Source organism: Pseudomonas sp. CFBP 13719 (assembly GCF_014842095.1).
GTDB lineage: Bacteria > Pseudomonadota > Gammaproteobacteria > Pseudomonadales > Pseudomonadaceae > Aquipseudomonas.
This window is the reverse complement of sequence record NZ_JACYVB010000006.1, coordinates 300371-321910: the sequence shown is the minus strand read 5'-3', so window position 1 is coordinate 321910 and position 21540 is coordinate 300371. Positions and strand designations below refer to the sequence as shown.

Genomic DNA, 21540 nt, shown 5'->3' with positions numbered 1-21540 from the left:
CGTTCCGGAGGCCACACATGCGTCTGATTCAATTCGAAAACACCGACGGGGGACGCCAGGTTGGCGTTGTCGAGGGCGCCCATGTTCAGGTGGTCAACGACACCCGCACGACCCGCGAGCTCGCCCTGGCGGCCATTCGCGGTCACCACGGCCTGGCCGATGAAGTTGCCGCCCGTGGCACGCGTCCGGGTCCGGACTATGCGCAATTGTTGCAAGAGCGCCGCGTACTCCCGCCGCTCGATCACGAAGACCCTGCGCATTGCCTGATCAGCGGCACCGGCCTGACTCACCTGGGCAGCGCTTCGGCGCGCGACAAGATGCACCAGCAAGAGGGCGCCGTCGAAGCCGGCATGACCGACACCATGCGCATCTTCAAATGGGGTCTGGAAGGCGGCAAGCCTGCGCAAGGCCAGGCCGGCGCGCAACCGGAATGGTTCTACAAGGGTGACGGCAGCATCGTCGTGCGGCCGGGGGCCGATTTCCCTGTTCCACCGTTCGCCGAAGATGCCGGCGAAGAACCCGAACTCACCGGGCTGTATGTGATTGGTGAGGATGGCCAGCCGTACCGCGTCGGCTATGCGCTGGGCAACGAGTTTTCCGACCATGTCATGGAGCGGCGCAATTACCTCTACCTTGCCCATTCGAAATTACGCTTCTGCGCCTACGGCCCGGAACTGCGCGTGGGTGCGTTGCCACTGCACCTGGCCGGTACCAGCCGTATCATTCGCAACGGCGAAACGCTCTGGGAAAAGGAGTTTCTCAGCGGCGAAGACAACATGTGCCACAGCCTCGCCAACCTCGAATTCCATCACTTCAAATACGCGCAGTTTCTGCGCCCGGGCGATGTCCACGTGCATTACTTCGGCACCGCGACACTGTCATTCGCCGACGGCGTGAAAACCCAGCCGGGTGATCGCTTCCAGATCAGCCTCGATGCGTTTGGCGCACCCCTGGAAAACGGCATCGGCGAAAGCGCCGAGCCACTGGCGATCGGTCAGGTGAACGCGCTCTGATCGCACTGTATAAGCAAGCCGTGCACGCCCCTGATTAACCGAGATTTTCGCGTTTTATCAGGGCTTGCACTCATGCGACAAAGTTCCGCGCCGATAAGGTTATACAAGATCAATAACTCCACACCTTGCGGATGCGCCCCTCATGCTGCACACCATTCAAACTCGCTACACCGCTACTTTCGTAGGCTTCGTTCTGCTCGTCGCGGTGCTGACGGCGATTGGGGTCAATTACTTTATCACGCCCAGCCTTACAAGCACCGATGAACGCAAGTTGGTCACTGAGGCAGGGGAAATCAGTGCCGTCATCAAGCGCGAGTTGGCGCGGGTGCAGGCGCAGCAGCGGGTGATTACCGAGACGGTTGCACAACTGGACAGCGACAGTATCGACCGCCTGCTGCCCAGCATGGTCAACCAGTACGGCGAGTCGAAGGTATTCGGCGGTGGTATCTGGCCTCTTCCCGATAAACGGACCGTGGGCCGGGCCAAGCACAGTACGTTCTATCACCGCGATGCCAGCGGCAAGTTGATAGTCAACACCCACTGGAACTCGCCTGAATCGAAAAACTACTTCGAGCAGTCCTGGTACCTCGGTGGGCTCAAGGCCCCTGCGGGGCAGTGCAACTGGGCCTCGGCCTACCAGGACGATGCCAGCCCGGAGCCGCGCACCAACTGCGCGATGGCCATTACCAAGGACGGCGCCGCCTATGGCGTCGCGACCATCGATGTGACGCTGGGCTTCTTCAATGAGCTGATCGCGCAGAAAGAGCGCGAGATCAACGCGCAACTGATGATCGTCGAGAGCGACGGCAAAGTCCTCAGCAACCAGCCAGAGATTCCAGGCAACAATGTACTGAAGAATCTCGGCGACCTGGCTGGCCAATACCCCTTTGCCGCAGCATTGCAGGGTCTGCTGAAAAGCCCCGGTGCCACGCGTTCGACGTTCATCGGCAGCGAGGGCAAGGAATACACCTTGTTCCTGATGCCCGTCGAAGGCACACCGTGGCAGATGGCGGTAGCCCAACCCACTGAAGTACTGACGGCGCAAAGCAGCCATGTGCTCAAGACCCTGGCGATGCTGCAGATCCCGATGGTGGTCATCATGCTGCTGGTCATCGTGTTCGCCCTCAGGCAACTGATGAACCGTTTGGCGGTGCTCAAGACCAATATCGATACGTTGTCGGCCGGTGATGCCGACCTGACCAAGCGCATCGTCATTCGCGCCGAGGACGAAGTCGGCGCAGTGGGCCACTCGATCAACCGCTTCATCGTCTATCTGCAGAAAATGATCAGTGAAGTGTCCGACTCGTCTTCGTTGATTGCCGAGGGTATCGAGCAGCTACGCGGACAGTCCCGCGGCACCAACAGCATTCTGACTCGCCACGCCAATGAAACCGATCAAGCGGTGACGGCCATCACCGAAATGAGCTCTACCGCCGATGACGTCGCCCGCAATGCCGCGCAAACGGCGAGCATGACCCAGGTGGCGAGCGAGAAGGCCCGGCATTCCAAAGTGGTGGTCGAAGATGCGTCGAGCAGTGTCCGCGAACTGATCTCGGAAGTGGAAGATGCCACTACCAAGGTCAGGGCAATGGAACACGATGCCCAGCGTATCAATTCTGTACTGGGCGTGATTGGTGACATTGCCGGGCAGACCAATCTACTCGCGCTCAACGCTGCGATCGAGGCGGCCCGTGCAGGCGAACAAGGCCGCGGTTTTGCAGTGGTTGCCGATGAAGTAAGAGCCTTGGCAGGGCGTACCCAGTCCAGTACCTCGGAAATCAATGAAATGCTCACCCGTCTGCAGCAGGGTGTCAGTGCTGCCGTGGTTGCGATGGAGAGCACCAAGGCGCGCTGTCAGGCCACGGTCGACAAGACATCCAGGGTCAACGAGGGCTTGGATGCGATGACCGAATCGGTTGTGTGCATCAACGACCTCAGCACGCAGATAGCCACCGCAGCTGAAGAGCAGAGCGCCGTCAGTGAAGAGGTCAACCGCAACATGGTGGCGGTGCGGCAGATAGTCGAGGACCTGGTGGCAGGAGGCGCGCAGACCGAGAAGAGCACGTCTGCGCTCGCCGCATCCAACGCCAATCTGATCGCTGTGGTACGACGCTTCAAGGTGTGAGAACGGGCTAAGGCTGCTGTGACGAACGGCAGCCCAGGCTCGGGATAGTCCAGGGCAGATGCCCTATGTCACCAGGCTGCTGGCGTATGCACCGGTTGCTTGCGCACCCAGCAGCTCGTTCGCCTCGACACGGTTTCGGCCTCGGTTCTTGGCACGATACAGAAGCCTGTCCGCCTCCTTCAGGGCCGCGGTATAGGCGTCATGTTTGGGTGCATTGATTGCCACCACGCCCAAGCTGACAGTGACGTTGCCCAGCGCGCTGGCTGAATGCTCTATGCCGGCATTGAAAATGGACAGCCTGACCTTTTCGGCGACGCTGAGCGCACCGGCAAGATCCGTTTCCGGCAGCAGAATCACGAATTCCTCGCCGCCATAACGCGCCGCCAGATCCCCGGCTCGGTGCACCGCAGTGCCTATGAGACTGGCCACTTCGATAAGGCAGTCATCGCCTCGGACATGCCCGTATTGGTCGTTGTATTGCTTGAACCAATCGATGTCCAACAGGATGATTGCCAGCGTCGAGCGATTGCGGCTGGCTCGTGCCCATTCCTGGCGCACGGCAAAGTCGAAGCGACGTCGGTTGGGCAACTGCGTCAGGCTGTCGGTTTGCGCGATGATTTCCAATTCATTCTGGGCGCTGTGCAGCTCGCTTTCCGCGGTTATCAGTTGCTGGATCTGTTTGTACAGCAAGACGCTCAACCCTATCAAGGCAAGGCAGATCAGGGCAATCAGCCCCGCCGACCGATAGGCATATGCCCACCAGGGGGCGAATACGTGTTGGGATGAGACACCCGCAGCCGCGACGATAGGCAGGCCGGTGACCCGGCGGTAGGCATAGATCCTTTCCACGCCGTCCACCAAAGACTTGGTCACGGCAATACCGCTGTCACTCTCGGGCAGATAGCGCGAGAAAATATCGCCCTTGGCAAGGTTGGTGGTCATCAGCGCGGTCAAGGTGGGGCGTCGAGCCAGCAGGTCACCGTTGTTCAGTGCCAGGAAAATAACGCCTTGGTCGTCTACATCCATTCGCTCGAAGAACGTCTGGAAATAGGCAACGGGCACCGTGGCCAATGCCACACCGGCAAAAGTGCCGTCAGCGCCATTGATACGTCGGCTGATCGGGATGACCATATCCCCGGTGATGCGACTTTTCACGATGGAGCCGATTCGCGTGGCGGTATCACTGTGATCACGGTGATAGATGAAATAAGGACGATCACCGTTATCGTGGGTTTGAATCTCGGAGAACGAGTTGACTATCCAGTTGCCCCGGGCGTCGAAGATGAAGAGCCCCTGGATAGCCTCGACGTTCGACACGTTTGCCGCCATCAGCTTTGCCAACCGCGCTCGCGCGTCGCTGGCAAGCCCGTCGTGCTCTACGCGTTCTACAAGATCACGCAAGGTATTGTCAGCCTGCCGCACTGTGTCTTGAGCTTGCTGTTCGGCAGCGCGAACGATATTGGAAACTGCAACTTTGGCGGCTGCCAGACGTTCTTCCCGGGACAGGCTCATTTGCCAGGCGGTCGCCAGACTCAAGGACAGGCAGACCAATGCAATGAAGCCTATCAGGGCTTTGCTCAGCAACGACGGCGAAAGTCTGGCTGGGGTAAAGTCGCTTGGTTTCATAAAAGGCGTCATTGGCTTGGCGGCAAAGCGAGATCAATGCAGTTTCCGTACCGCACTGGAAGCTCGTATTCATTCTATGTCTTCATACGGCAACCCCACGTAGTTCTCGGCGATGGTCTGGCGGCCGGCAGGCGAACCCACGAAGTAGTCGAGCTCGGTCTGCTGGATACGCTGACCGAAGGCATCGGTGTCGGGAAAACGGTGCAGCAGCGAGGTCATCCACCAAGAGAATCGTTCGGCCTTCCAGACGCGGCGCAGGCAGATCTGCGAGTACTTGTGCAGCAGGTCGGTACGCCCTTCGCGATAGACCTTGAGCAGGATGCGATACAGGGTGCTGACATCGCTGGCCGCCAGGTTCAGGCCTTTGGCCCCCGTGGGCGGAACGATGTGGGCGGCATCGCCGAGTAGAAACAAACGGCCGTACTGCATCGGCTCCACCACAAAGCTGCGTAACGGCGCGATACTCTTTTCAATGGACGGACCGGTCACCAGCCGCTCTGCGACAGGCGCGGGCAGGCGCAGTTTGAGTTCGTCCCAGAAGCGCTGATCGGACCAGTCCTCGACCTTTTCCTCTGCTCCTACCTGCAGGTAGTAACGGGTGCGCGTTGCCGAACGCATGCTGCACAAGGCGAAGCCACGCTCATGGTTGGCGTAGATCAATTCGTGGTTGACCGGCGGTGTGTCGGCCAGAATACCCAGCCATCCGAAGGGGTAGGTGCGTTCGAAGATGCTCAGGGCCTCTGCCGGGATCGCTTGCCGCGACACGCCATGAAAGCCATCGCAGCCGGCGATGTAGTCGCAGTCCAGGCGAACCGTCTCACCGTTGCGCTGGAAGGTCAGGTACGGATGGTCGCCTTTCATGTCATGGGGCTGAACATGGTCGGCCTCGTAGACGGTCAGCGCGCCAGCGGCGGCCCGGGCCTGCATCAGGTCGCGGGTGACTTCGGTCTGGCCATAGACCATCACCGTTTTGCCGCCGGTCAGTGCGCTGAGGTCGATACGTTCACTGCGTCCATCGAACGCCAGTTCGAACCCATCGTGCACCAGACCCTCGGCGTCCATACGCGCGCTGACCGAGGCTTCGCGCAGCAGGTCGACGGTGCCTTGCTCGAGCACGCCGGCACGAATTCGCGAGAGGATGTAGTCGGGGTCCTTGCGTTCGACGATGACGTTGTCGATACCAGCACGATGCAACAGCTGGCCGAGCAGAAGGCCGGACGGACCGGCGCCGATAATAGCGACTTGAGTTTTCATGTGAGCAGCCCTGTGAGGTGCGACTGCGGGCGTGACCCCTTACAGTGCACTTTTATTGTTGTCCCCTGTATTTTTGATGAGCAGACTTGAGATAAGAAGGCAATATCCGGCATATTTCATGGACTTTCGGCGGATCGTTGCAGGGGAGAAGACACAATGTCGAAATCGCTCGCCGCGCCCGTTCCGGTGTTCAAGCTGTACGGCGAAACCGGGGCCTGGCCGACGCCAGACCTGATCCATTGCGAGTCGATTCCCGAGCGTAGCAAGCTGCACGGCTGGGAAATAAAACCCCATCGGCACAGCGATCTGGTGCAACTGTTGTATGTGCAGGCAGGGCAGGCCACGTTGAAGGTCGAGGATGAGATCAATCTCGTCGATTCTCCTTCACTGCAGGTCGTGCCAGCGCTGAGCGTGCACACGTTCAAGTTTTCCGCCGACACCCAGGGCCACGTGCTCAGCCTGGCGCTGCCTTTGGCCCATCAGCTCGGCGTCTTGCTGGGTAGCCCGGTGCTGACCACGGCTGTCTGTTATCCGGTCGGTGCCGAGCGCGCCTATCTGGACACGCTGTTTTCAGCCCTTGCCCAGGAGTACAACCAACAGCGATCGGGCCGCGATGCAATGCTGCAATCCTTGATCACGATCCTGTCGATCTGGCTCAGTCGGCGCAAACAGGCACTGTCCTCATCGGACACCTTGCAAGTGGATCGTGGGCGCGATTATCTGCAGGTCTTCATCAAGACACTGGAACTGAGGTTTCGTGAGCACCTGCCTATCGATCACTATGCCGCAACGCTCGGCATCGGCAATGCCCATCTCAACGCGCTGTGTCGGCGCCTCGCGGGGCAGTCTGCATTGCAGATGATCAACCAGCGATTGCTGCTGGAGGCCAAGCGCGATCTGGTCTACACCAGCATGACCATCGCCGAAGTGTCCGACAACCTCGGGTTCTCCGACCCGGCCTACTTCTCGCGCTTTTTCAAACGCTGTACAGGGCAGTCACCGAAACAGTTTCGCGTGCAGCGGTAATGGATGTGGGCCCTGCAGGCTACTGACGGGGAGGCAGGGGCCCGTAAGCCCGATAGGCCTCGATCAGCGTATCGAACAGCGAGATGTCCGAGCGGCTTCTGGCAACCAGTTGAGCGCCGGCCACTGCCGAAAAGATAGCCCGCGCACGTACCTCGCTTGCAGCCGGTTCGCACACCTGCGCCTCGACCAGCAGCCGGCTCAACCAGGCAATGTTCACCTGCGCGAAGGCCTGGATTTCCTCGGCCATGGCCGGGGGAAGGTTATCGGTTTCGGCCCCCACGAAGCTGCCCAGGCAAAGCCGGTTGTCAGCCTCCAGCGAGCGTCGAAAGATCTCGGGGAAGCGCTGCAGCGCTTCGACAGGGTTGGGGGTCTGCTCGGAAATGGTTTCCAGCGCAGCCGCACCGTCTTCCCAGTAGCGCCGTGCTACGGCAACGCCGAGGTCGGCCTTGCTCGGAAAGTGGTAGTAGATGCTGGCCGGCTTGATCCCGACTTCATTCGCCAGGTCGCGAAAATTCAGGCCGTTGTAGCCCTGCGACTGGGCAATGTTTCGGGCAGCCAAGAGTATGGCCTCGCGGGCGTTGCTGCTCATTGGGGTGCCTTTCGTACGTAGGACGAGTTCTCGGGGAAGCGCGGCATCTTAAAGCAAAAGGGCTCGGCATGACGCGTACCGAGGCCGCCAGGGGATGGCGGCCTCGGCCATTGCTACCCGTTGCGACCAATCACGCGGTAGGCGAATCCAGCTCTGGTATGCCGCTGCTGCGGTCAGCGTAGGCCGCCTGGAAGGCTGGCCGTTGCTGCCAGCGCTGCCAGTAGCTGTCCAGATGCTCGAAACGCTCGTCCAGCGGGGTGGCGTTGACCGGGAACTTGGAGAAGGCGATGGCGGTTGCCAAAGTGATATCGGCGAACGTCGGCTCGGCACCGCCCAGCAGCCATTCACGGCCGTCAGCCAGATGGCGATTGACCAGGGCGGCATGCATCAGCGCCTCCTTGCGGCAGTGCTCACCCCACGCTTCGTTCTTGGTCAGTTCAAGCTTGAAGCCCAGTCCGGTGTGCAGCACGTGGAACGCGGTGACGATGCGATAGAGGATATGCACCCAGATGCGGTTGTCCCACATGGTGTCCAGGCCCTGTTCCAGCGCGGTTTCGCCCATGATCTTGCGGCCTGGATAGGACTGGTCGAGGTAACGCGCGATGGCCGCCGTTTCCGCCAGGTAGCTGCCATCGGCTAACTGCAAGGTCGGCGTTTCACCCCACGGGTTCATGTTCAGATGGCGCCAACTGCGCTGCTCCCCACCCGGCGCCATGTCGTAGATGGTTTCATCGAACTGATCGGCAATGCCCTTTTCGTGCATGAACAACCGCAGGCGCTGCGGGTTGGGGAAAGCCGAAGGGGAGGTGAAGAGCTGCAGTTTGGAAGTCATGGGTGGGTCCTGAAAAGTTGAGCAGTCTGGCCTAACGCTTGTTAGGTAGACAGACCATAGGCGCCTCTTGAGAGCACGTCAATAGGCTACCTAACGTTTGTTAGGCACAACTATTCGCTTTTTTTACGAGTGATGCGCCACGGCTTCAAGGTGCTCTCGCATTCTGCTGACGGCCAGACGCGTACCTGCATCGCCCCGACGTCGCTCAACGATGGAATAGGCGATCTCCGGCAGGGGCGGCAGCGCTGTACCCGTCATTGCCGGTAGGCAGAAGCCCGCTTCGGTGCGGCAGGTAATCCCCAGTCCTGCTTCGACCGCCGCACGTACACCGTCAAGGCTTGGGGTAGTGAGCGCCATGCGCCACGGACGCCCGGCGGCGTCCAGCACCCGCTGCGCGGCCAGCAGAAACGGGCAGGGCAGGGTAATGCCCACCAGCGGCACCACGTCACCGAGCAGCAGATCCGGGTTGCCGAACCACTCCATGGGAAGCCGGGTGACCACGCTGCCGCCAAACGGCTCACCCGCACACAAGGCGGCGTCGATGCGGTCCTCGCCTATGGCTTGCAGCAGTTCTGCCGTGCTGGCCACGACAATTGAAAAAGCGGCGTCAGGGGTGGCGGCGAGGACGTCTGCAAGCGTGGGGCGCAATACCCCTGCCACGAAATCCTGCACGACGCCGAGTCGAACCGGCGCTGCGGTGCCCGGCGCAAGCTCCGCACGCGCGGCGTCTATGCGACCCAGGATTGAGCGCGCATGGCCCAGCAAAAGCCCCCCGACAGGGTTGAGCCGCAATGCCCGGCCATCCCTGTCGAACAGCGGCTGGCGCACGATGCGTTCAAGACGGGCGATCTGCAGGCTGAGCGCCGACTCACTGCGCGCAATGCGCGTGGCCGCCGCGGCCAGCGAGCCACAATCGACCACCGCCACGAAGGTGCGAAGCAGAGGGGAGGGAATGTCCGCAATCATGAGGAAAACTCAAACCTGGGGTGTGGAAAGTCTCGAGTATAGTTTCGTTTTTCTCAAATAGACTTCGATCTCCATCACCGCCAGGAGAACGAAAATGCCTTTTGCCAGACTTACGCTGTCGCACGAGCCGTCTCTCGACCAGGGCCGCCAGCTGTGCACCGAATTGACTGACCTGATCGCCAACGCGCTGGGCAAACGCCGGGACCTCACCTCGGTGCTGATTGAAGTGCCGGGGGCACATCGCTGGACCGTCGGCGCTGACGACCAGCCCGCGGCGGCGCATCTTGAGGTCAGCGTGACCGCAGGGACGAACTCGGAGGAGGAAAAAACTGCTTTTATCGCAAGTGCCATGTCGTTGCTCCGACGGGCCCTGCCGGACCTTCACCCGGCGACCTACATCGTTGTAAAGGAGCATCCGGCAACCGATTGGGGGTATGACGGGCGGACTCAGGCCGATCGGGCGAAGGGCCGCGGGTAGGCTGGTTTTTGAGTGCTGTCGTGCAGTGTTTGCGGTTAATCTCCACGCATTGAAAGCCAGGCAGAGAAGGCATCGGATGAAGGCCGCGATCTATTACATAAGGGCACTGCTCGTCGCCGCGCTGGCGACGGGTGCCATTGCCAGCGTCGTGCAGACTCAGCTCAACCTTGCCGAACTGATTCGCCTCGGTGCGCCGGTGACCTTGTCCCTCCGAGCCTGGACCACGCTCGAAGACCTCGCGCGGTTTGCTCCGGTCATGGCCGGCATAGCCTTTTTGGCGCTGTCGTTCGCGGTGTTGGCAGGCCATTGGGTGCTGCGTTTCACCCCAGCTTCCTGGCGCAGGTTCGTTTTCATCACGGCCAGCGTGTGTGGGCTGGGTTTCGTCTTCTGGCTGATGCGCTCGGTGATTCCGATGCCCGCATTGCCGGGCACCCGCACAGCCCTTGGCCATGGCCTGATGTCGCTGACGGGAATCGTCGGCGGGTGGCTGTATGCGCGTCTGAGCGCGCCTTCGGTCATGACTGCTCATTCGTCCAGCCGAGCAGGGCAGTGGCGTCAGGCGGGTGTGGTGGCGGTTCTCATCGCTGCGCCCGCCATGTTGTTTTTCGCCATGCCCCCTGGCACCGGCGATACGCCAGCGAGGGTAGATCCCACCAGCTACAAGGTCCAGACGGTTGCGACGGGCCTGAACCGCCCATGGTCGGTGGCGTTTCTTCCAGACGGCCGCGTCCTGGTCACCGAGATGGAAGGACGACTCCTGGCCATCGCTGCCGATGGCGCGTCTGCGCAGATCAAGCTCGACGGGCTGCCGCCCATCTTCCAGCAGGGCGGTACCGCGGGATTGATGGAGGTCGCGCTGGATCCGCAGTTCGAACACAACGGTTGGCTTTACCTGACAATGGCTTATGGCGACGCCGGTGCGAACGGCACGCGCCTTGTGCGTGCCACGTTGGCGAATGATCGGATCGACGACGTCCGCGTACTGTTCAGCTCCACGCTCAAACCTCGCGCCGGCAACAATGGCGGGCGCATTGCCTTTCTTCGCGACCAGACCCTGGTGCTCGCGCTAGGCGACGGCAGCGAGCGACGCGAAGAAGCGCAGAATCCTGCAAACGATCTCGGCACGCTGGTCAGAATCGACCGCGACGGTCGTCCACCAGCAGACAACCCTTTCATGGGTAAAACCGACGTGGCTCCGGAGATCTACAGCCTTGGCCACCGCAATGTGCAGGGCATCGCCGTCGACCCGACAACGGGCGATTTGCTGATCACCGAGCATGGCGCGCGTGGTGGTGACGAGGTCAACCGCATCGTGCCGGGCGGCAACTACGGCTGGCCCATCGTCACGGGCGGTATCGACTATCCGTTCGCGAAAATAACGCCATTCACCCGTTTGCCTGGCTACCAGAACGCACTCCTGGAGTGGACGCCGTCGATTGCACCGGCTGGTCTGGCCATCTACGGCGGTCCACTGTTTCCCCAATGGCAAGGCGATTTGCTGGTCCCGGCACTCAAAGAGCGTGCCGTGCGCCGCATTGTGCGTAGCGGGCAGAAGATCGTCGAGCAGCAATTGCTGTTGGGGGAAATGGACGAGCGCATGCGCGACGTCAAGGTAGCTCCCGATGGGTCGATCTACGTGCTGACCGATGGGCTCGATGCGAAGCTGTTGCGAGTCACGCCATAGCGAGGCTTTCGGCTACCGCGCACCGAGACCAGAACCCCCAGGGCTTGTCTGCGTTTGAACCGCTCGTGGATTGTCTGTCGGCAGCAGTTGCGCAATGGCAAAGGCCACCTCGAAAACCGTGAAGACCAGAATCAGAAAACTGGCGCCGTGAGCTACTGCAAACAGTTGCCAGGCAGCGAACAGCACTCTCGCCAGTGCGTCATACAAACCAATGCTGCGGCTCGGTTGCACCAGCCGCCATATCGACCAGATCACCACGATGCTGCCCAGCAGGTTGGCGAACAGCATTGCGGTGATGTCCAGCGTGGGGACCGCTCGGTCCAATGCCAGCGCAGCGGACAGCGCTGCGAATCCTTCAAAAACCAGCAATGCCGTCCAAGGCGTCATGAAGCCCACAGTGACTACAAGATCGTAAACAGCACTGGCCCGAACGATCTGTAGATTTCTATTTACGCTGATCATATTCACCCCTCACAGTTGGAGCCCGCAGGCTAAAGCCTGGAGTTAGGTCCAGAGTCAAAGGGAGAATTGACGGGTGAAGATCGGAGAAGTGGCAGCGAAGGCGGGCGTGTCAGTCGATACCCTGAGGTTCTATGAAGAGAAAGGCTTGATCAAGCCGGGTCGTGCTGCCAACGGCTATCGGTTTTATGCCGAGCAGACGCTGCAACTGGTTGGATATATCAAGCTCGCGCAGCAGCTGGGATTTTCACTGCGGGAGATCGGGGAAAATCTGCCGTTGCTGTGGACCAGCGAAGAAGCGTCCACCGATCTGCTGGCTCAGTTATTCGCAGAGAAAATCGCCTTGTTGGACGAGCGCATCGGACAGATGCATGCTCTGCGCAACCTATTGGCTGAGCGAGCCGTGCAGGTTTGTCCCCTGATGGGGGCGGGTCAGATTGCTGTGTCTTGAATGATGTTTTGCTGGTGCCGGCGTTCAAGGAGGGTGGCGTGGGGCGGGTTGTGCGTGACGGTTAGCAGGACTTACCAGCAACATCCCCTGATCGGGCGTTTGGTGCATCGTTTCTGGAATGCGTTGGATAACAGCCGCCGTTCCCGCTTTGAGAGCTTCGAAGATGTCGATCCAGTTGATAGCCTTATCCGCATGGGGTAGGTGTTTGCTTCGAGAGTGGTCTTCTTGCGGCGTGCGGCAGATGTTGGAGGTGTGATATCTGCGAGGGTAGCAGCTGTCGTTTGGAACAACGCTGCGAATGGTGTAAATCACTGGCGGTCGATGACTACGTGCGGAAAGGGCTGCTTTCGGCCAGAAGCGGACATTGAGAAGCCGACCGCTACCGGCCATAACCTGTCTATCACCAATGATCGCACTCGACCCAAAGCCGTTCCCCAGGCTGTATGTCCCTCTCATTATCGGCGGGACGTGACTGTTCAGCGCCCCCGTGCCAACCACGATTAAAAATCGAAGCGATCAAACAAAACTTCCGTGCGATACGATGGTAGATAGACAGACCCGTACCTCTCAAACTCATCAATTTCGAATGGAAGAACTTCGCTCACTAGAAAGTCCTTAATGTTCGAAACCCACTTTATCCAATCCTCAACATCCTGCTCAGAATACAAGGTAGACATATCTGCCGTCCGAGCCTCTAGCACCGTTTTTCGGAGAGCTTTGATCCTCTCAATGGGGTCTGGGTGCGTATTGGAAGGGTTAAAAGGCGGATTGATATAATCTGAAACAGCGTAGAACAAGTCTAGGTAAAGAAAGAACAGCACAGCCGCATTCAAGATAGATGAGCATCCCTGATCTGAATAATCAGCATGCAAGATTGAACCAGCGTCTGCCTCAAACTCCTGATACTGTCTGGGGGTGTAGAATCTCTCACAATGCCCGCTGCGGCTTACAGAGAATAACTCTGGATTACTCGTTGAATCTGCTGCACTTCCAAAGTGACCCAGCAATGCGTGTGCAAACTCATGCCCAATAATAAATTTAACTTGGTCTTCTACTAAGGCATTGCAGTAACTCCTGATTTGCGGAGGAAGTTCACCTCTCGGATCCAAATCGAAATCTTGAGATTCGGTTAAAAGCATAGTTCTACAAGCAATTAAAAGGCAAGCCTGGGTATCTTTTCCGTCCAACCCTTCTAGTTGGCCTTTGAAATAGGCATTCATGTAGAACAAGAAATGTCTAAGCGCCTCAGAGAGGACAACCACTTTGCCAAAGCTAGTGTTTATGCAGACGCCATGCGGATCCCTAGATAGCACGTATCCATATGATATATTTCTGCATTCACTTGCGTGTTCCGCCGAAAGATAATCGATATACTCTTCAAAATCATATGAATCATAGTATGAGGTCAAAGACCAACTACTTGACGCAGAGTCCCGACGTTTCAAAAAAATTCTCGCGAGCCTTGGGTCATCAACTACAGTTTCCGCTCGAAGTTTGAGCAGATAATCATCAACGTTCGACACAGCTTCTATTCGCGCTATTTCTTGACGAGTACATATTGGATAAAAGAATTTCCCATTTTCTGACAAGCCCTCAATTTCGGACTTGAGATAGCTCCCAGTTAAATGAGCTATAAACTGATCCCCGACATATAATTTTGCTGCAATATCCGCCCGCTTAGGGTGGCCGGCGAGATTTGACTCATACTCCTTCTTCGCAATATCAAACTTTTCAGGATGATCTTTTCGCTGAATTATTTCAAGCTGGAATACATACAAGGAGGGATCAAGGCCGAAGTGCTGAATCAATAAATCGTGGGTGATGCGTGACTCATTAACTGACATAAAAAATCACCATTAAAATCATAAGCTCACCCATTTTACCGATTCTTACGGAACGTTAAGCCTCAAAAAAATTTAATGGCCCTTAGTGGGAGCGTACGAAAAAGCTTGTCGCATATCAAGGCTGGGCGCAATGTCGTGCAACACATCCCACGGATGCCTGGTCACCTCATCGCTTACCGCGCATTCTCGGGCATGAATAAACCGCTGCTCACAGTCTTCCAGCGCTTGGCCTTCAAAACATCCAGTACACACCAATCGCCCGGCAAACGTCCGAGTAATCAACCGGTATCGCTTCGTTGGCTGCTGGGTGAATCCGCAGAGCGACCCAACAAGGGCTACAACGCTACTTGTACATATCCACCGTCGAAGCAGATAGTCGTGCGTCATGCGCAATCACCGTCAGCTATCGGCCAGTAGCGGACTGTTCCGCAATGGCCCAACAGGTCTCCGTTGAGGCTTGGAGGTGTATTCGAAATCTGGAGCGATTTAAACCGCACTCCCCCCTGCTCGAACGAAAAGTGGTGCGGCTTGGTAAGGCACTTTCTCATCTACAACGAACATCGATCGCCCGTTGATCTCCAGCAGCACTGGTGCCAGCCTGTAGGCCTGCCAAATGGACTGGAAGCCTGCATGAACAACTCGAGCATCTACACCAACAGCCTTGGCCAGGATCAGGTGCTGCGGCCGTACACGCGATTGATGGCCAGCGCATCGCACATCCGTCTGGCCGCACCCTACTTTACCCGTGCCAACGAGATTGTCGAAGCAGTGCGTCGGGGCGCCAGAGTTCAGCTATTGGTGGGTCTCAATGCCTCTACCCAACCCGATGCGCTGAACCAGGTGCTAACTGCCGGCAACTGCGCAGTCCGGTATTTCACAGACAATTTCCACGCGAAGGTGTATCTGTTCGATGGCGTGGCCATGCTCGGATCTTCGAACCTGACCGGGGGTGGTCTGATCAACAACCGCGAAGCAGTAATTCTCCTCGACCAACCGGGCGATGAAGAGCGAGTCCAGGAGGTCGGGGAGTTCTTCGCTCAGGTCTGGGATAGCGCCGAGGTGCTGACGAAACAGGTCTACCAGCAGTTCAAGGCAGCATGGAATCAGTCCAGCCGTATAGCGAACCGCGACGAGCCTTTCAACAAGCTGGACGCGGTGGTTCCAGCCACTGTTACGGTGGGCGGCGCGCATAAAACCAGCCAGCAGCTCTACCTCGGCGAGCTGCAAAAGACGATCTACGAGCAGTACCTACCTGCGTTCGAGGAGGTCACGGCGATCTTGGTGGAGCAGCGATACCGCCGACCTGAATTCGTCGGCGTGCCGGTGGGAGTCGAAACCAACCGTTTCCTCAACTGGGTTCGCCTGGAGCACGCCATAGGTGCCGAGGCCTGGCAGAACGCGGCGCTTCGAGCGCCAGAGGATCGAAAGGGCCTGATCATGGACCTAGGAGCTGAATGGACGGCCACCAACGCCCCCCGCATACCCAACAACTACCTCCAGCTGATCGATACTCTACAACGAGGCTTAGGATCACCAGAGGCGATCCGGGCCTGCAGCCGCGAGGAGTTGGTTGAGACCTTGATGTGCGTACATGCTTTCCTCGAGCAGCTCCGGCTTACCAAAGGTGGTGCCGCCGCACTGCCAGCGAAGTTCTGGCAGAACAACGACAACAACTTGCAGCGCGTTCAAAACACGCTGATCCACCTGATTCATGGCAGTGACGACTTCGCAGCTCGAATCTGCGCCGTCATCTACGACCCTAAGTACAGAATCAGAATGTTTGGTCGGTTCTGCGCCCTGGAACTGGTGGGAACGCTCCACCCCCATGAGGCCCCGCCCATAAATGGCCGAATGGCCAAAGCACTCCGCTTCCTCGGTTTCGACGTACGGGGCACTTAAAAGGTTTCTCTCGAAAACGGTGCGAATTCAAGCTAATGAATTGCCCCGTCTTTGATAGTCATACAATGACTGCTATTGGCCGAAAGCAGTTGCTCATCCATCCCCCTCAGCCAGCAATTCCCTTTCCCCCCAACCTTGCCATCCCCCACCACCTCCGCTAACCTCACACCCGTCGCTGCCAATTCAGCGACCGGGTTTAGCAGCTCGAACAATTCGTCAGGCGCACTGCGCCTCCATACCCATTGTCGGCGTTTTTTTTCGCCTACAGTGTCGATCTATGGCGGCTGTGCGTGGGGCACCTTCGGGTGCGCCGGGTGCCTGACGGTCCGGTCTGCTAACCCGCGTACAGCTGCCACCCTTTTCGTTTAGCAGCGGAAGGTGGCGGTTCAATCGAGCCGTCAGGAGTTGCATCATGGTCAAGCCGACCCCCGATCCACCCGTTGTTCATCTACCTTCCGATCACCCGTTGTTTCATTTCCCGACAGACTTTTCTGAAACCGATGGCCGTGTGCTGGCTGAGCGATTCAAGCGTCAGCGTGCGTTGATGGAGCAGGCGCGGAGAAATGCGCAGCGCGAGAGTCAGCCGCCGCGGCGCTTTTGGCAGTTCTGGCGGACATAGACCGCGGCGCGGCATTCGCGGGCAGAGCCCGCTCCCACAGGTGACTGCCTATGGGCAGAGCTTGCTCCCACAGATGCCTGCCTGTGGGCAGGGCTTGCTCCCACAGGTGCCTGCTTATGGGTAGGCCTATTGGCGTGTTCATCGTAGATAAGGAGATTGACCATGATCGAAATCACGGAAACCAACGTCTTGCCGTTCGCCCGCCATGGCTCGGACCGGCAGCCGATATTCAGCGTCAACTCGGGTGTTGCCTTGGAAGATGCCTTGACGCAATTGTCCCATCTGCTGACGTGCGCCCATGCTTCGGCATCTGAAATGTGCGATGCCCGAGTGGTGGATCCAGGACTGGGTGGCGCCACGGTGCATTGCATCGAAGGGGCTAAGGCATTGGTAGATGCGTTGTTGATTCGCGGCGAGTGACTTGGAAGGAGATTGGCGCGATTCATTCTGTTGATCGCGCCAAACACAAGTCTCGCAACGCAGCCAAAGCAGCCACACGGCATGCCAACCGCAGGGATATTCTGGCATCAAGTGATGGCTCATCTCGGTATGTTGGAAAGGTCTACCTGGACGCGGAATGCAATCTGTCTCAGCAACGATACAATGCCCGCTTCACAGGGCGCTTGGACTGCTACTGAACATGCAATGGAATCATCTGGTCATCAACGGTGTTACCAAGAGTATGGCGCATTTGCAGCCGTTCGAGATGACCTTCGAGGTGGCTGGTAACCAGCTGACCGTCCGTTTCGAATTCGGCTTTCATTGCTTCACGGACGATAAAGGCTACGGTGAGCCACTGCGGCACAAGCATGAACGTAGATACTTCTGCCCTTCGCGGTACCACTGCAGCACCCAGCTGCGTGACTACATAGAGCGCCGCTTCTATACCGGAATGGTAGTGCCGCATAACAGCAAGAACAGTGGCCAGAGGTACTTTTGCCTGGATCTACATGATTACGCGATTTTCTTTTCCCTCACCAAGCCCGCCGAAACGACGAATCTACTGCGAATGCACGTCATCAGCGTTATGAGGTTGATACCTGGGGTCGCCACTCGCTGCCCAAAGGGAAAGCATTCAACACGCGTTACGTACTGGAGATGCGCAATAAAGGAAAGTCGGTGTGACAGGAAGCAAAAAGCCCCTGTGCTTGCGCACAGGGGCTTTTTCCGTGTCTCAATATCGGCCTGTTCTTTCGGCTTGCGCCTTATCCCGCACACTGGCTGGGAGAGCTTTCGCTCCGAAATCAACACCCCTTCAAGCGAAGGTTCCGGTCTGTGCTGACGAGGCTATGATATCAAACAAGCTGTCACTTGTGCCAACCTTTAAACGCCTGGTCTGGAATCGCGTAGCCACTGGGACGCTTGATTCGTACCTCGAGACTGCCATGGTCCGCACCGAGCCGGTACTCGCCTGAGCCGATAAATGCGTGGGCTGGGTACTATCGACCCAGACCCTAGCCTATCCAGACCAACACCCCAACACCGCCCATTCCTACCAAGAATACCCCCATGAAAATCATTGATTTCCCTCTCTTTGCTTAATCTCGTAGCGTGGAGTCTTCTGCATAAGGAGATCAGTCCATGAGCCGTTTGCACTTGTACGTCGATTCGCAGTTCACCAGCCCCTATGCCCTGTCGGTGTTTGTTGCACTGCGCGAGAAAGGCATCGATTTTGCGATGAGCGCACTCGACCTGCAGAAACTTGAACACCAGGCAGATGCCTACGCTGTTCTCTCGCAAACCCAGAGGGTCCCAACCTTGGTGGATGGAGATTTTGCCTTGTCGGAATCTTCAGCGATCACGGAGTATCTCGACAGCGTTTACCCCGAAGTGCCGGTTTATCCAAAAGATGTTCGGCTTTTGGCAAAAGCGCGGCAGGTTCAGGCCTGGATTCGCAGCGATCTGCTGCCCATCAGGCAGGAGCGTTCCACCGTTGGGGTTTTCTATGGTCAGCAATATGGCCCTTTGTCGCCGACGGCTCGTGAGTCAGCGGACAAGTTGTTCTATACGGCGCAAGCGCTGCTCAAAGACGGCGCAGAAAATCTTTTCGGGCAATGGTCGATAGTGGATGTCGATCTGGCGCTCATGCTCAACCGCCTGATACTCAATGGCGATACTGTGCCTTCAGCGTTGGTGGACTACGCGCAACGTCAATGGCAGCGTTCTAGCGTGCAGGCCTGGGTCGCCCTTGAGCGTCCGCCGCTTTAGATCGCAGGCTGGCCGGTGATGGGACATCAGTATTCCTTCAAACCGGTTGGCTTCAGTGCGTGTCTTTACACGGCTGTGACTGAGCAAGGTAGCGCGCCAGGCTGTCATGGCCATCCACGACCAGCCGGGTGATCAGCGCTTCAAAGTGGGCAGTCGTCTTTGAAAATTATCGCTGGCTGAGTGTGCTTGCAGCCAGATCGATCGGCACGGTGCCTTGCGTAAGTTCGATGATCTGCCGGGACACATCTGGGCAGTCGACCAACGCCGCTAAAAAAGCCGCTACGTCATCGCGAGGGACTTCACCATAGGGGATAGCCAACCCCGCCCGAACTTTGCCCGTACCTGGTTCATCAACCAATGTTCCTGGCCTGAGGATTACCCATTCCAGTTCCGAAGAAGCCAGATAAACATCGGCCTCTTTTTTCACGCGCATGTAATTCTCGAACCCCTCGGAGGTGTCGGTACCGCGCAGTGCTTCAGGAAATGCCGAGACCAACAGGAAGCGACGCACCCCGACAAGTTGCGCTGACTCAACAGCGGTTTCCAGCCCTTTGCCATCGATGGCATTGGTCAGTTCGATACCTGCGCCGCCCGCACCGGCCGTGAAAACGACGATATCACTGCCCGCCATCAGTGTTGCCAACTGAGCGGCATCCAGTTCGATCAGATTACCGAGAACTGGCTGCGCTCCCGTTGCAGTGAGGGCTGCCGATTGCGCTGGCTGCCGATGCAGTGCGGCTACGTCGTGACCGTTGCTGACAAGAAGACTAACAAGGCGTGTGCCGACTTTACCGGCGGCGCCAATGACAAAAACTCTGGACATGGGTTGCTCCTGTTATGGGGAAGTGCCGGTGCGGCTTGCACCGGCACAGGCCTGCGCAGTCAGCCCTCGAATTGGTGGTAAACCTTGGCAATGACTTTCCAGGCACCGTCGATTTTGATCAACGTCAGGTAGTCGTTGTAGTCAGCGCCGATCGCGTCTTTTTCCATATCGACGCGTACCACAGCGGTGGTCGGAGTGATAGCCAGCACGTCCAGACGAGTGCTGATGTCTGGCGCCGTGCCGTTGGTTTCGACAAACGTATACAGGTTGCTGATCGGCCCGCCCAACAGTTGACCGTTGGTGAAACCGTACATCACGGCGTCTTTATGAAACGCTTCCGCGATGATGGCAACGTTGCCTGCACGCAAGCCTTCGACATAGTTGCTGGCGGTTTCGATGACGGCGTTGTAATCGCTGGTTGGCACGGCTTTGATGTTGTTGCTCATAGGGTGTTTCTCCTGAAGTTGGATTCGACGGATCACGGGGTTAGATCGACCTGCACAATCCGGGCAGGGGAGAGGTGAGTGCTGGTCTTAGTAATTACCCAATGGCCAGTCGGTGTAGCCCTTGGCGCCGCCGCCGTAGTACGACTCACGAGGCGCAATGGTCAGCTCGGCACCGTGGCGCAGGCGCGCGACCAGGTCTGGGTTGGAAATAAACAGCCGGCCGAATGCCACGGCGTCGATCTTGCCCGCTGCGCGCCGCTCGACCGCCATCTCCAGGTCGTAGTTGTTGTTGCCAATGAACCGACCATTGAACTGGGCACTCAATGCGTCCATGTCGACACCTTCCGGCACTTCTCGGGAGGTGGCTGTGGCCCCTTCGACAAAATGCAGGTAGGCCAGATCGAGCGCGTTGAGCTGCTGGATAAGGTAGCCATGAAGGCCCATGACGTTGCTGTCCGGTGGCGTGTTTCCCGCATCGGGTGTCACCGGTGACAGGCGAATGCCTACGCGGTCATTGCTCCAGACATCGACGATCGCTCGGGTCACTTCAAGGGTCAGACGCGCGCGATTCTCGATGGACCCGCCGTACTGGTCTGTACGTTGGTTGGTGGAATCGCGGAGGAATTGGTCCAGCAGGTAGCTGTTGGCCGAATGCACTTCTACACCGTCGAAACCCGCGCGCTTGGCATTCTTGGCTGCGTGTATGTACTGCTCGATGATGCCGGGAATCTCGGCGGTTTCGAGCGCACGCGGCATGGACACAGGTACGAAACCATCGGTTGTGTAGGTATTACCCTCTGCCTGGATAGCGGAAGGTGCTACCGGCGCCTCGCCATTGGGTTGCAGGTCGACGCTTGAAAAGCGCCCTACATGCCAGAGCTGACTGACGATCTTGCCACCTGCAGCGTGCACCGCATCGGTGACCTTTTTCCAACCCGCTACCTGCTCCTCGCTCCAGATGCCAGGGGTCGCCGCATAGCCGCGACCTTGAGCCGAGATGTTGGTCGCCTCAGCCACGATCAATCCAGCGGTGGCCCGCTGAGCGTAATAAGTGGCGTGCAACTCGGTGGGGATACCTGCTTCGGCGTAACGGCTACGGGTGACGGGCGCCATGACAATGCGGTTCGCCAGTTCAATGGCACCCATGCGTACGGGGGAAAACAGGTCAGTGGTGCTGGTGATGTCTTTCATGTTCGAA

21 protein-coding genes and 1 pseudogene are annotated in these 21540 nt (G+C 58.2%); 11 read left to right on the top strand and 11 right to left on the bottom strand.

Features of this window, described 5'->3' with window-relative positions; translation table 11 throughout:
• The first annotated feature begins 17 nt into the window (after positions 1–17).
• From araD1 to IFT57_RS27315, 3 genes and pseudogenes are all read left to right on the top strand, one after another.
• Complete coding sequence (gene araD1 / locus IFT57_RS19655) at positions 18–1013, top strand: AraD1 family protein (protein WP_192152388.1); 996 nt, start codon at positions 18–20, stop codon at positions 1011–1013.
• 142 nt (positions 1014–1155) lie between these two features.
• Positions 1156–2280: pseudogene (locus IFT57_RS27320) on the top strand (HAMP domain-containing protein); the annotation flags it as partial.
• 15 nt (positions 2281–2295) lie between these two features.
• Positions 2296–3138: a methyl-accepting chemotaxis protein gene (locus tag IFT57_RS27315; RefSeq protein WP_446730962.1), complete on the top strand. Its 843-nt coding sequence runs from the start codon at positions 2296–2298 to the stop codon at positions 3136–3138.
• 63 nt (positions 3139–3201) lie between these two features.
• Here IFT57_RS27315 and IFT57_RS19645 read toward each other — a convergent pair whose 3' ends face one another.
• Together IFT57_RS19645 and pobA are read right to left on the bottom strand one after the other, a co-directional pair.
• Positions 3202–4764: a sensor domain-containing diguanylate cyclase gene (locus IFT57_RS19645; protein ID WP_192152386.1), complete on the bottom strand. Its 1563-nt coding sequence runs from the start codon at positions 4762–4764 to the stop codon at positions 3202–3204.
• Between the two features lie 69 nt (positions 4765–4833).
• Complete coding sequence (pobA, locus tag IFT57_RS19640; protein ID WP_192152385.1) at positions 4834–6018, bottom strand: 4-hydroxybenzoate 3-monooxygenase; 1185 nt, start codon at positions 6016–6018, stop codon at positions 4834–4836.
• 156 nt (positions 6019–6174) lie between these two features.
• On the opposite strand from pobA, the gene IFT57_RS19635 reads away from it, so the two are divergent.
• Entirely contained in the window at positions 6175–7044 is an 870-nt protein-coding gene (locus IFT57_RS19635; RefSeq protein ID WP_192152384.1) for a helix-turn-helix domain-containing protein, read from the top strand.
• 19 nt (positions 7045–7063) lie between these two features.
• Here the strand turns inward: IFT57_RS19635 and IFT57_RS19630 are convergent, their stop codons facing one another.
• The 3 genes from IFT57_RS19630 to IFT57_RS19620 form a co-directional block, all read right to left on the bottom strand.
• A complete protein-coding gene (locus IFT57_RS19630) occupies positions 7064–7633 on the bottom strand; it encodes a TetR/AcrR family transcriptional regulator (RefSeq protein ID WP_192152383.1) in 570 nt (189 codons plus the stop codon).
• 130 nt (positions 7634–7763) lie between these two features.
• On the bottom strand, positions 7764–8465 hold the full coding sequence (locus IFT57_RS19625; protein ID WP_192152382.1) for a glutathione S-transferase family protein: 702 nt from the start codon (positions 8463–8465) through the stop codon (positions 7764–7766).
• Between the two features lie 123 nt (positions 8466–8588).
• A complete protein-coding gene (locus IFT57_RS19620; protein ID WP_192152381.1) occupies positions 8589–9431 on the bottom strand; it encodes a LysR family transcriptional regulator in 843 nt (280 codons plus the stop codon).
• A 94-nt stretch (positions 9432–9525) separates the two neighbouring features.
• Between IFT57_RS19620 and IFT57_RS19615 the strand changes: the two genes are divergently transcribed.
• Entirely contained in the window at positions 9526–9909 is a 384-nt protein-coding gene (locus IFT57_RS19615) for a tautomerase family protein (RefSeq protein ID WP_122794962.1), read from the top strand.
• A 76-nt stretch (positions 9910–9985) separates the two neighbouring features.
• The gene (locus IFT57_RS19610; RefSeq protein ID WP_192152380.1) at positions 9986–11593 is read left to right on the top strand and encodes a PQQ-dependent sugar dehydrogenase; all 1608 of its coding nucleotides are present in this window, start codon (positions 9986–9988) and stop codon (positions 11591–11593) included.
• A 12-nt stretch (positions 11594–11605) separates the two neighbouring features.
• Here the strand turns inward: IFT57_RS19610 and IFT57_RS19605 are convergent, their stop codons facing one another.
• A complete protein-coding gene (locus IFT57_RS19605; protein ID WP_192152379.1) occupies positions 11606–12055 on the bottom strand; it encodes a hypothetical protein in 450 nt (149 codons plus the stop codon).
• Positions 12056–12128: 73 nt separating this feature from the next.
• On the opposite strand from IFT57_RS19605, the gene IFT57_RS19600 reads away from it, so the two are divergent.
• Positions 12129–12503, top strand: coding sequence for a MerR family transcriptional regulator (locus IFT57_RS19600; RefSeq protein WP_192152378.1), 375 nt, complete (start codon positions 12129–12131; stop codon positions 12501–12503).
• Positions 12504–13003: 500 nt separating this feature from the next.
• Here IFT57_RS19600 and IFT57_RS19595 read toward each other — a convergent pair whose 3' ends face one another.
• On the bottom strand, positions 13004–14347 hold the full coding sequence (locus IFT57_RS19595) for a hypothetical protein (protein ID WP_192152377.1): 1344 nt from the start codon (positions 14345–14347) through the stop codon (positions 13004–13006).
• A 630-nt stretch (positions 14348–14977) separates the two neighbouring features.
• On the opposite strand from IFT57_RS19595, the gene IFT57_RS19590 reads away from it, so the two are divergent.
• The 3 genes from IFT57_RS19590 (at position 14978) to IFT57_RS19580 (ending at position 17285) form a co-directional block, all read left to right on the top strand.
• Positions 14978–16246, top strand: coding sequence for a phospholipase D-like domain-containing protein (locus tag IFT57_RS19590; protein ID WP_192152376.1), 1269 nt, complete (start codon positions 14978–14980; stop codon positions 16244–16246).
• 412 nt (positions 16247–16658) lie between these two features.
• Complete coding sequence (locus tag IFT57_RS19585; protein WP_192152375.1) at positions 16659–16865, top strand: hypothetical protein; 207 nt, start codon at positions 16659–16661, stop codon at positions 16863–16865.
• 162 nt (positions 16866–17027) lie between these two features.
• Positions 17028–17285 carry a DUF3077 domain-containing protein gene (locus IFT57_RS19580; protein ID WP_192152374.1) on the top strand — a complete coding sequence of 86 codons (258 nt, stop codon included), beginning with the start codon at positions 17028–17030 and terminating at the stop codon, positions 17283–17285.
• A gap of 211 nt (positions 17286–17496) precedes the next feature.
• On the opposite strand, the gene IFT57_RS19575 is transcribed toward IFT57_RS19580, so the two are convergent.
• The gene (locus IFT57_RS19575; RefSeq protein ID WP_192152373.1) at positions 17497–17676 is read right to left on the bottom strand and encodes a hypothetical protein; all 180 of its coding nucleotides are present in this window, start codon (positions 17674–17676) and stop codon (positions 17497–17499) included.
• Between the two features lie 770 nt (positions 17677–18446).
• On the opposite strand from IFT57_RS19575, the gene yfcF reads away from it, so the two are divergent.
• On the top strand, positions 18447–19073 hold the full coding sequence (yfcF, locus tag IFT57_RS19570; RefSeq protein ID WP_192152372.1) for a glutathione transferase: 627 nt from the start codon (positions 18447–18449) through the stop codon (positions 19071–19073).
• Positions 19074–19239: 166 nt separating this feature from the next.
• On the opposite strand, the gene IFT57_RS19565 is transcribed toward yfcF, so the two are convergent.
• The 3 genes from IFT57_RS19565 to IFT57_RS19555 form a co-directional block, all read right to left on the bottom strand.
• Positions 19240–19896: an SDR family oxidoreductase gene (locus IFT57_RS19565; protein ID WP_192152371.1), complete on the bottom strand. Its 657-nt coding sequence runs from the start codon at positions 19894–19896 to the stop codon at positions 19240–19242.
• A gap of 59 nt (positions 19897–19955) precedes the next feature.
• Complete coding sequence (locus IFT57_RS19560) at positions 19956–20342, bottom strand: nuclear transport factor 2 family protein (protein ID WP_122476212.1); 387 nt, start codon at positions 20340–20342, stop codon at positions 19956–19958.
• An 87-nt stretch (positions 20343–20429) separates the two neighbouring features.
• Entirely contained in the window at positions 20430–21533 is a 1104-nt protein-coding gene (locus tag IFT57_RS19555) for an alkene reductase (protein ID WP_192152370.1), read from the bottom strand.
• Positions 21534–21540 lie beyond the last annotated feature (7 nt).

Bases quoted from the DNA above. Each gene is read 5' to 3' on its own strand.
- araD1 (WP_192152388.1), top strand. From the start codon at position 18: ATGCGTCTGATTCAATTCGAAAACACCGACGGGGGACGCCAGGTTGGC.
- IFT57_RS27315 (WP_446730962.1), top strand. From the start codon at position 2,296: ATGATCAGTGAAGTGTCCGACTCGTCTTCGTTGATTGCCGAGGGTATC.
- IFT57_RS19645 (WP_192152386.1), bottom strand. From the start codon at position 4,764: ATGAAACCAAGCGACTTTACCCCAGCCAGACTTTCGCCGTCGTTGCTG.
- pobA (WP_192152385.1), bottom strand. From the start codon at position 6,018: ATGAAAACTCAAGTCGCTATTATCGGCGCCGGTCCGTCCGGCCTTCTG.
- IFT57_RS19635 (WP_192152384.1), top strand. From the start codon at position 6,175: ATGTCGAAATCGCTCGCCGCGCCCGTTCCGGTGTTCAAGCTGTACGGC.
- IFT57_RS19630 (WP_192152383.1), bottom strand. From the start codon at position 7,633: ATGAGCAGCAACGCCCGCGAGGCCATACTCTTGGCTGCCCGAAACATT.
- IFT57_RS19625 (WP_192152382.1), bottom strand. From the start codon at position 8,465: ATGACTTCCAAACTGCAGCTCTTCACCTCCCCTTCGGCTTTCCCCAAC.
- IFT57_RS19620 (WP_192152381.1), bottom strand. From the start codon at position 9,431: ATGATTGCGGACATTCCCTCCCCTCTGCTTCGCACCTTCGTGGCGGTG.
- IFT57_RS19615 (WP_122794962.1), top strand. From the start codon at position 9,526: ATGCCTTTTGCCAGACTTACGCTGTCGCACGAGCCGTCTCTCGACCAG.
- IFT57_RS19610 (WP_192152380.1), top strand. From the start codon at position 9,986: ATGAAGGCCGCGATCTATTACATAAGGGCACTGCTCGTCGCCGCGCTG.
- IFT57_RS19605 (WP_192152379.1), bottom strand. From the start codon at position 12,055: ATGATCAGCGTAAATAGAAATCTACAGATCGTTCGGGCCAGTGCTGTT.
- IFT57_RS19595 (WP_192152377.1), bottom strand. From the start codon at position 14,347: ATGTCAGTTAATGAGTCACGCATCACCCACGATTTATTGATTCAGCAC.
- IFT57_RS19590 (WP_192152376.1), top strand. From the start codon at position 14,978: ATGAACAACTCGAGCATCTACACCAACAGCCTTGGCCAGGATCAGGTG.
- IFT57_RS19585 (WP_192152375.1), top strand. From the start codon at position 16,659: ATGGTCAAGCCGACCCCCGATCCACCCGTTGTTCATCTACCTTCCGAT.
- IFT57_RS19580 (WP_192152374.1), top strand. From the start codon at position 17,028: ATGATCGAAATCACGGAAACCAACGTCTTGCCGTTCGCCCGCCATGGC.
- IFT57_RS19575 (WP_192152373.1), bottom strand. From the start codon at position 17,676: ATGCTTGTGCCGCAGTGGCTCACCGTAGCCTTTATCGTCCGTGAAGCA.
- yfcF (WP_192152372.1), top strand. From the start codon at position 18,447: ATGAGCCGTTTGCACTTGTACGTCGATTCGCAGTTCACCAGCCCCTAT.
- IFT57_RS19565 (WP_192152371.1), bottom strand. From the start codon at position 19,896: ATGTCCAGAGTTTTTGTCATTGGCGCCGCCGGTAAAGTCGGCACACGC.
- IFT57_RS19560 (WP_122476212.1), bottom strand. From the start codon at position 20,342: ATGAGCAACAACATCAAAGCCGTGCCAACCAGCGATTACAACGCCGTC.
- IFT57_RS19555 (WP_192152370.1), bottom strand. From the start codon at position 21,533: ATGAAAGACATCACCAGCACCACTGACCTGTTTTCCCCCGTACGCATG.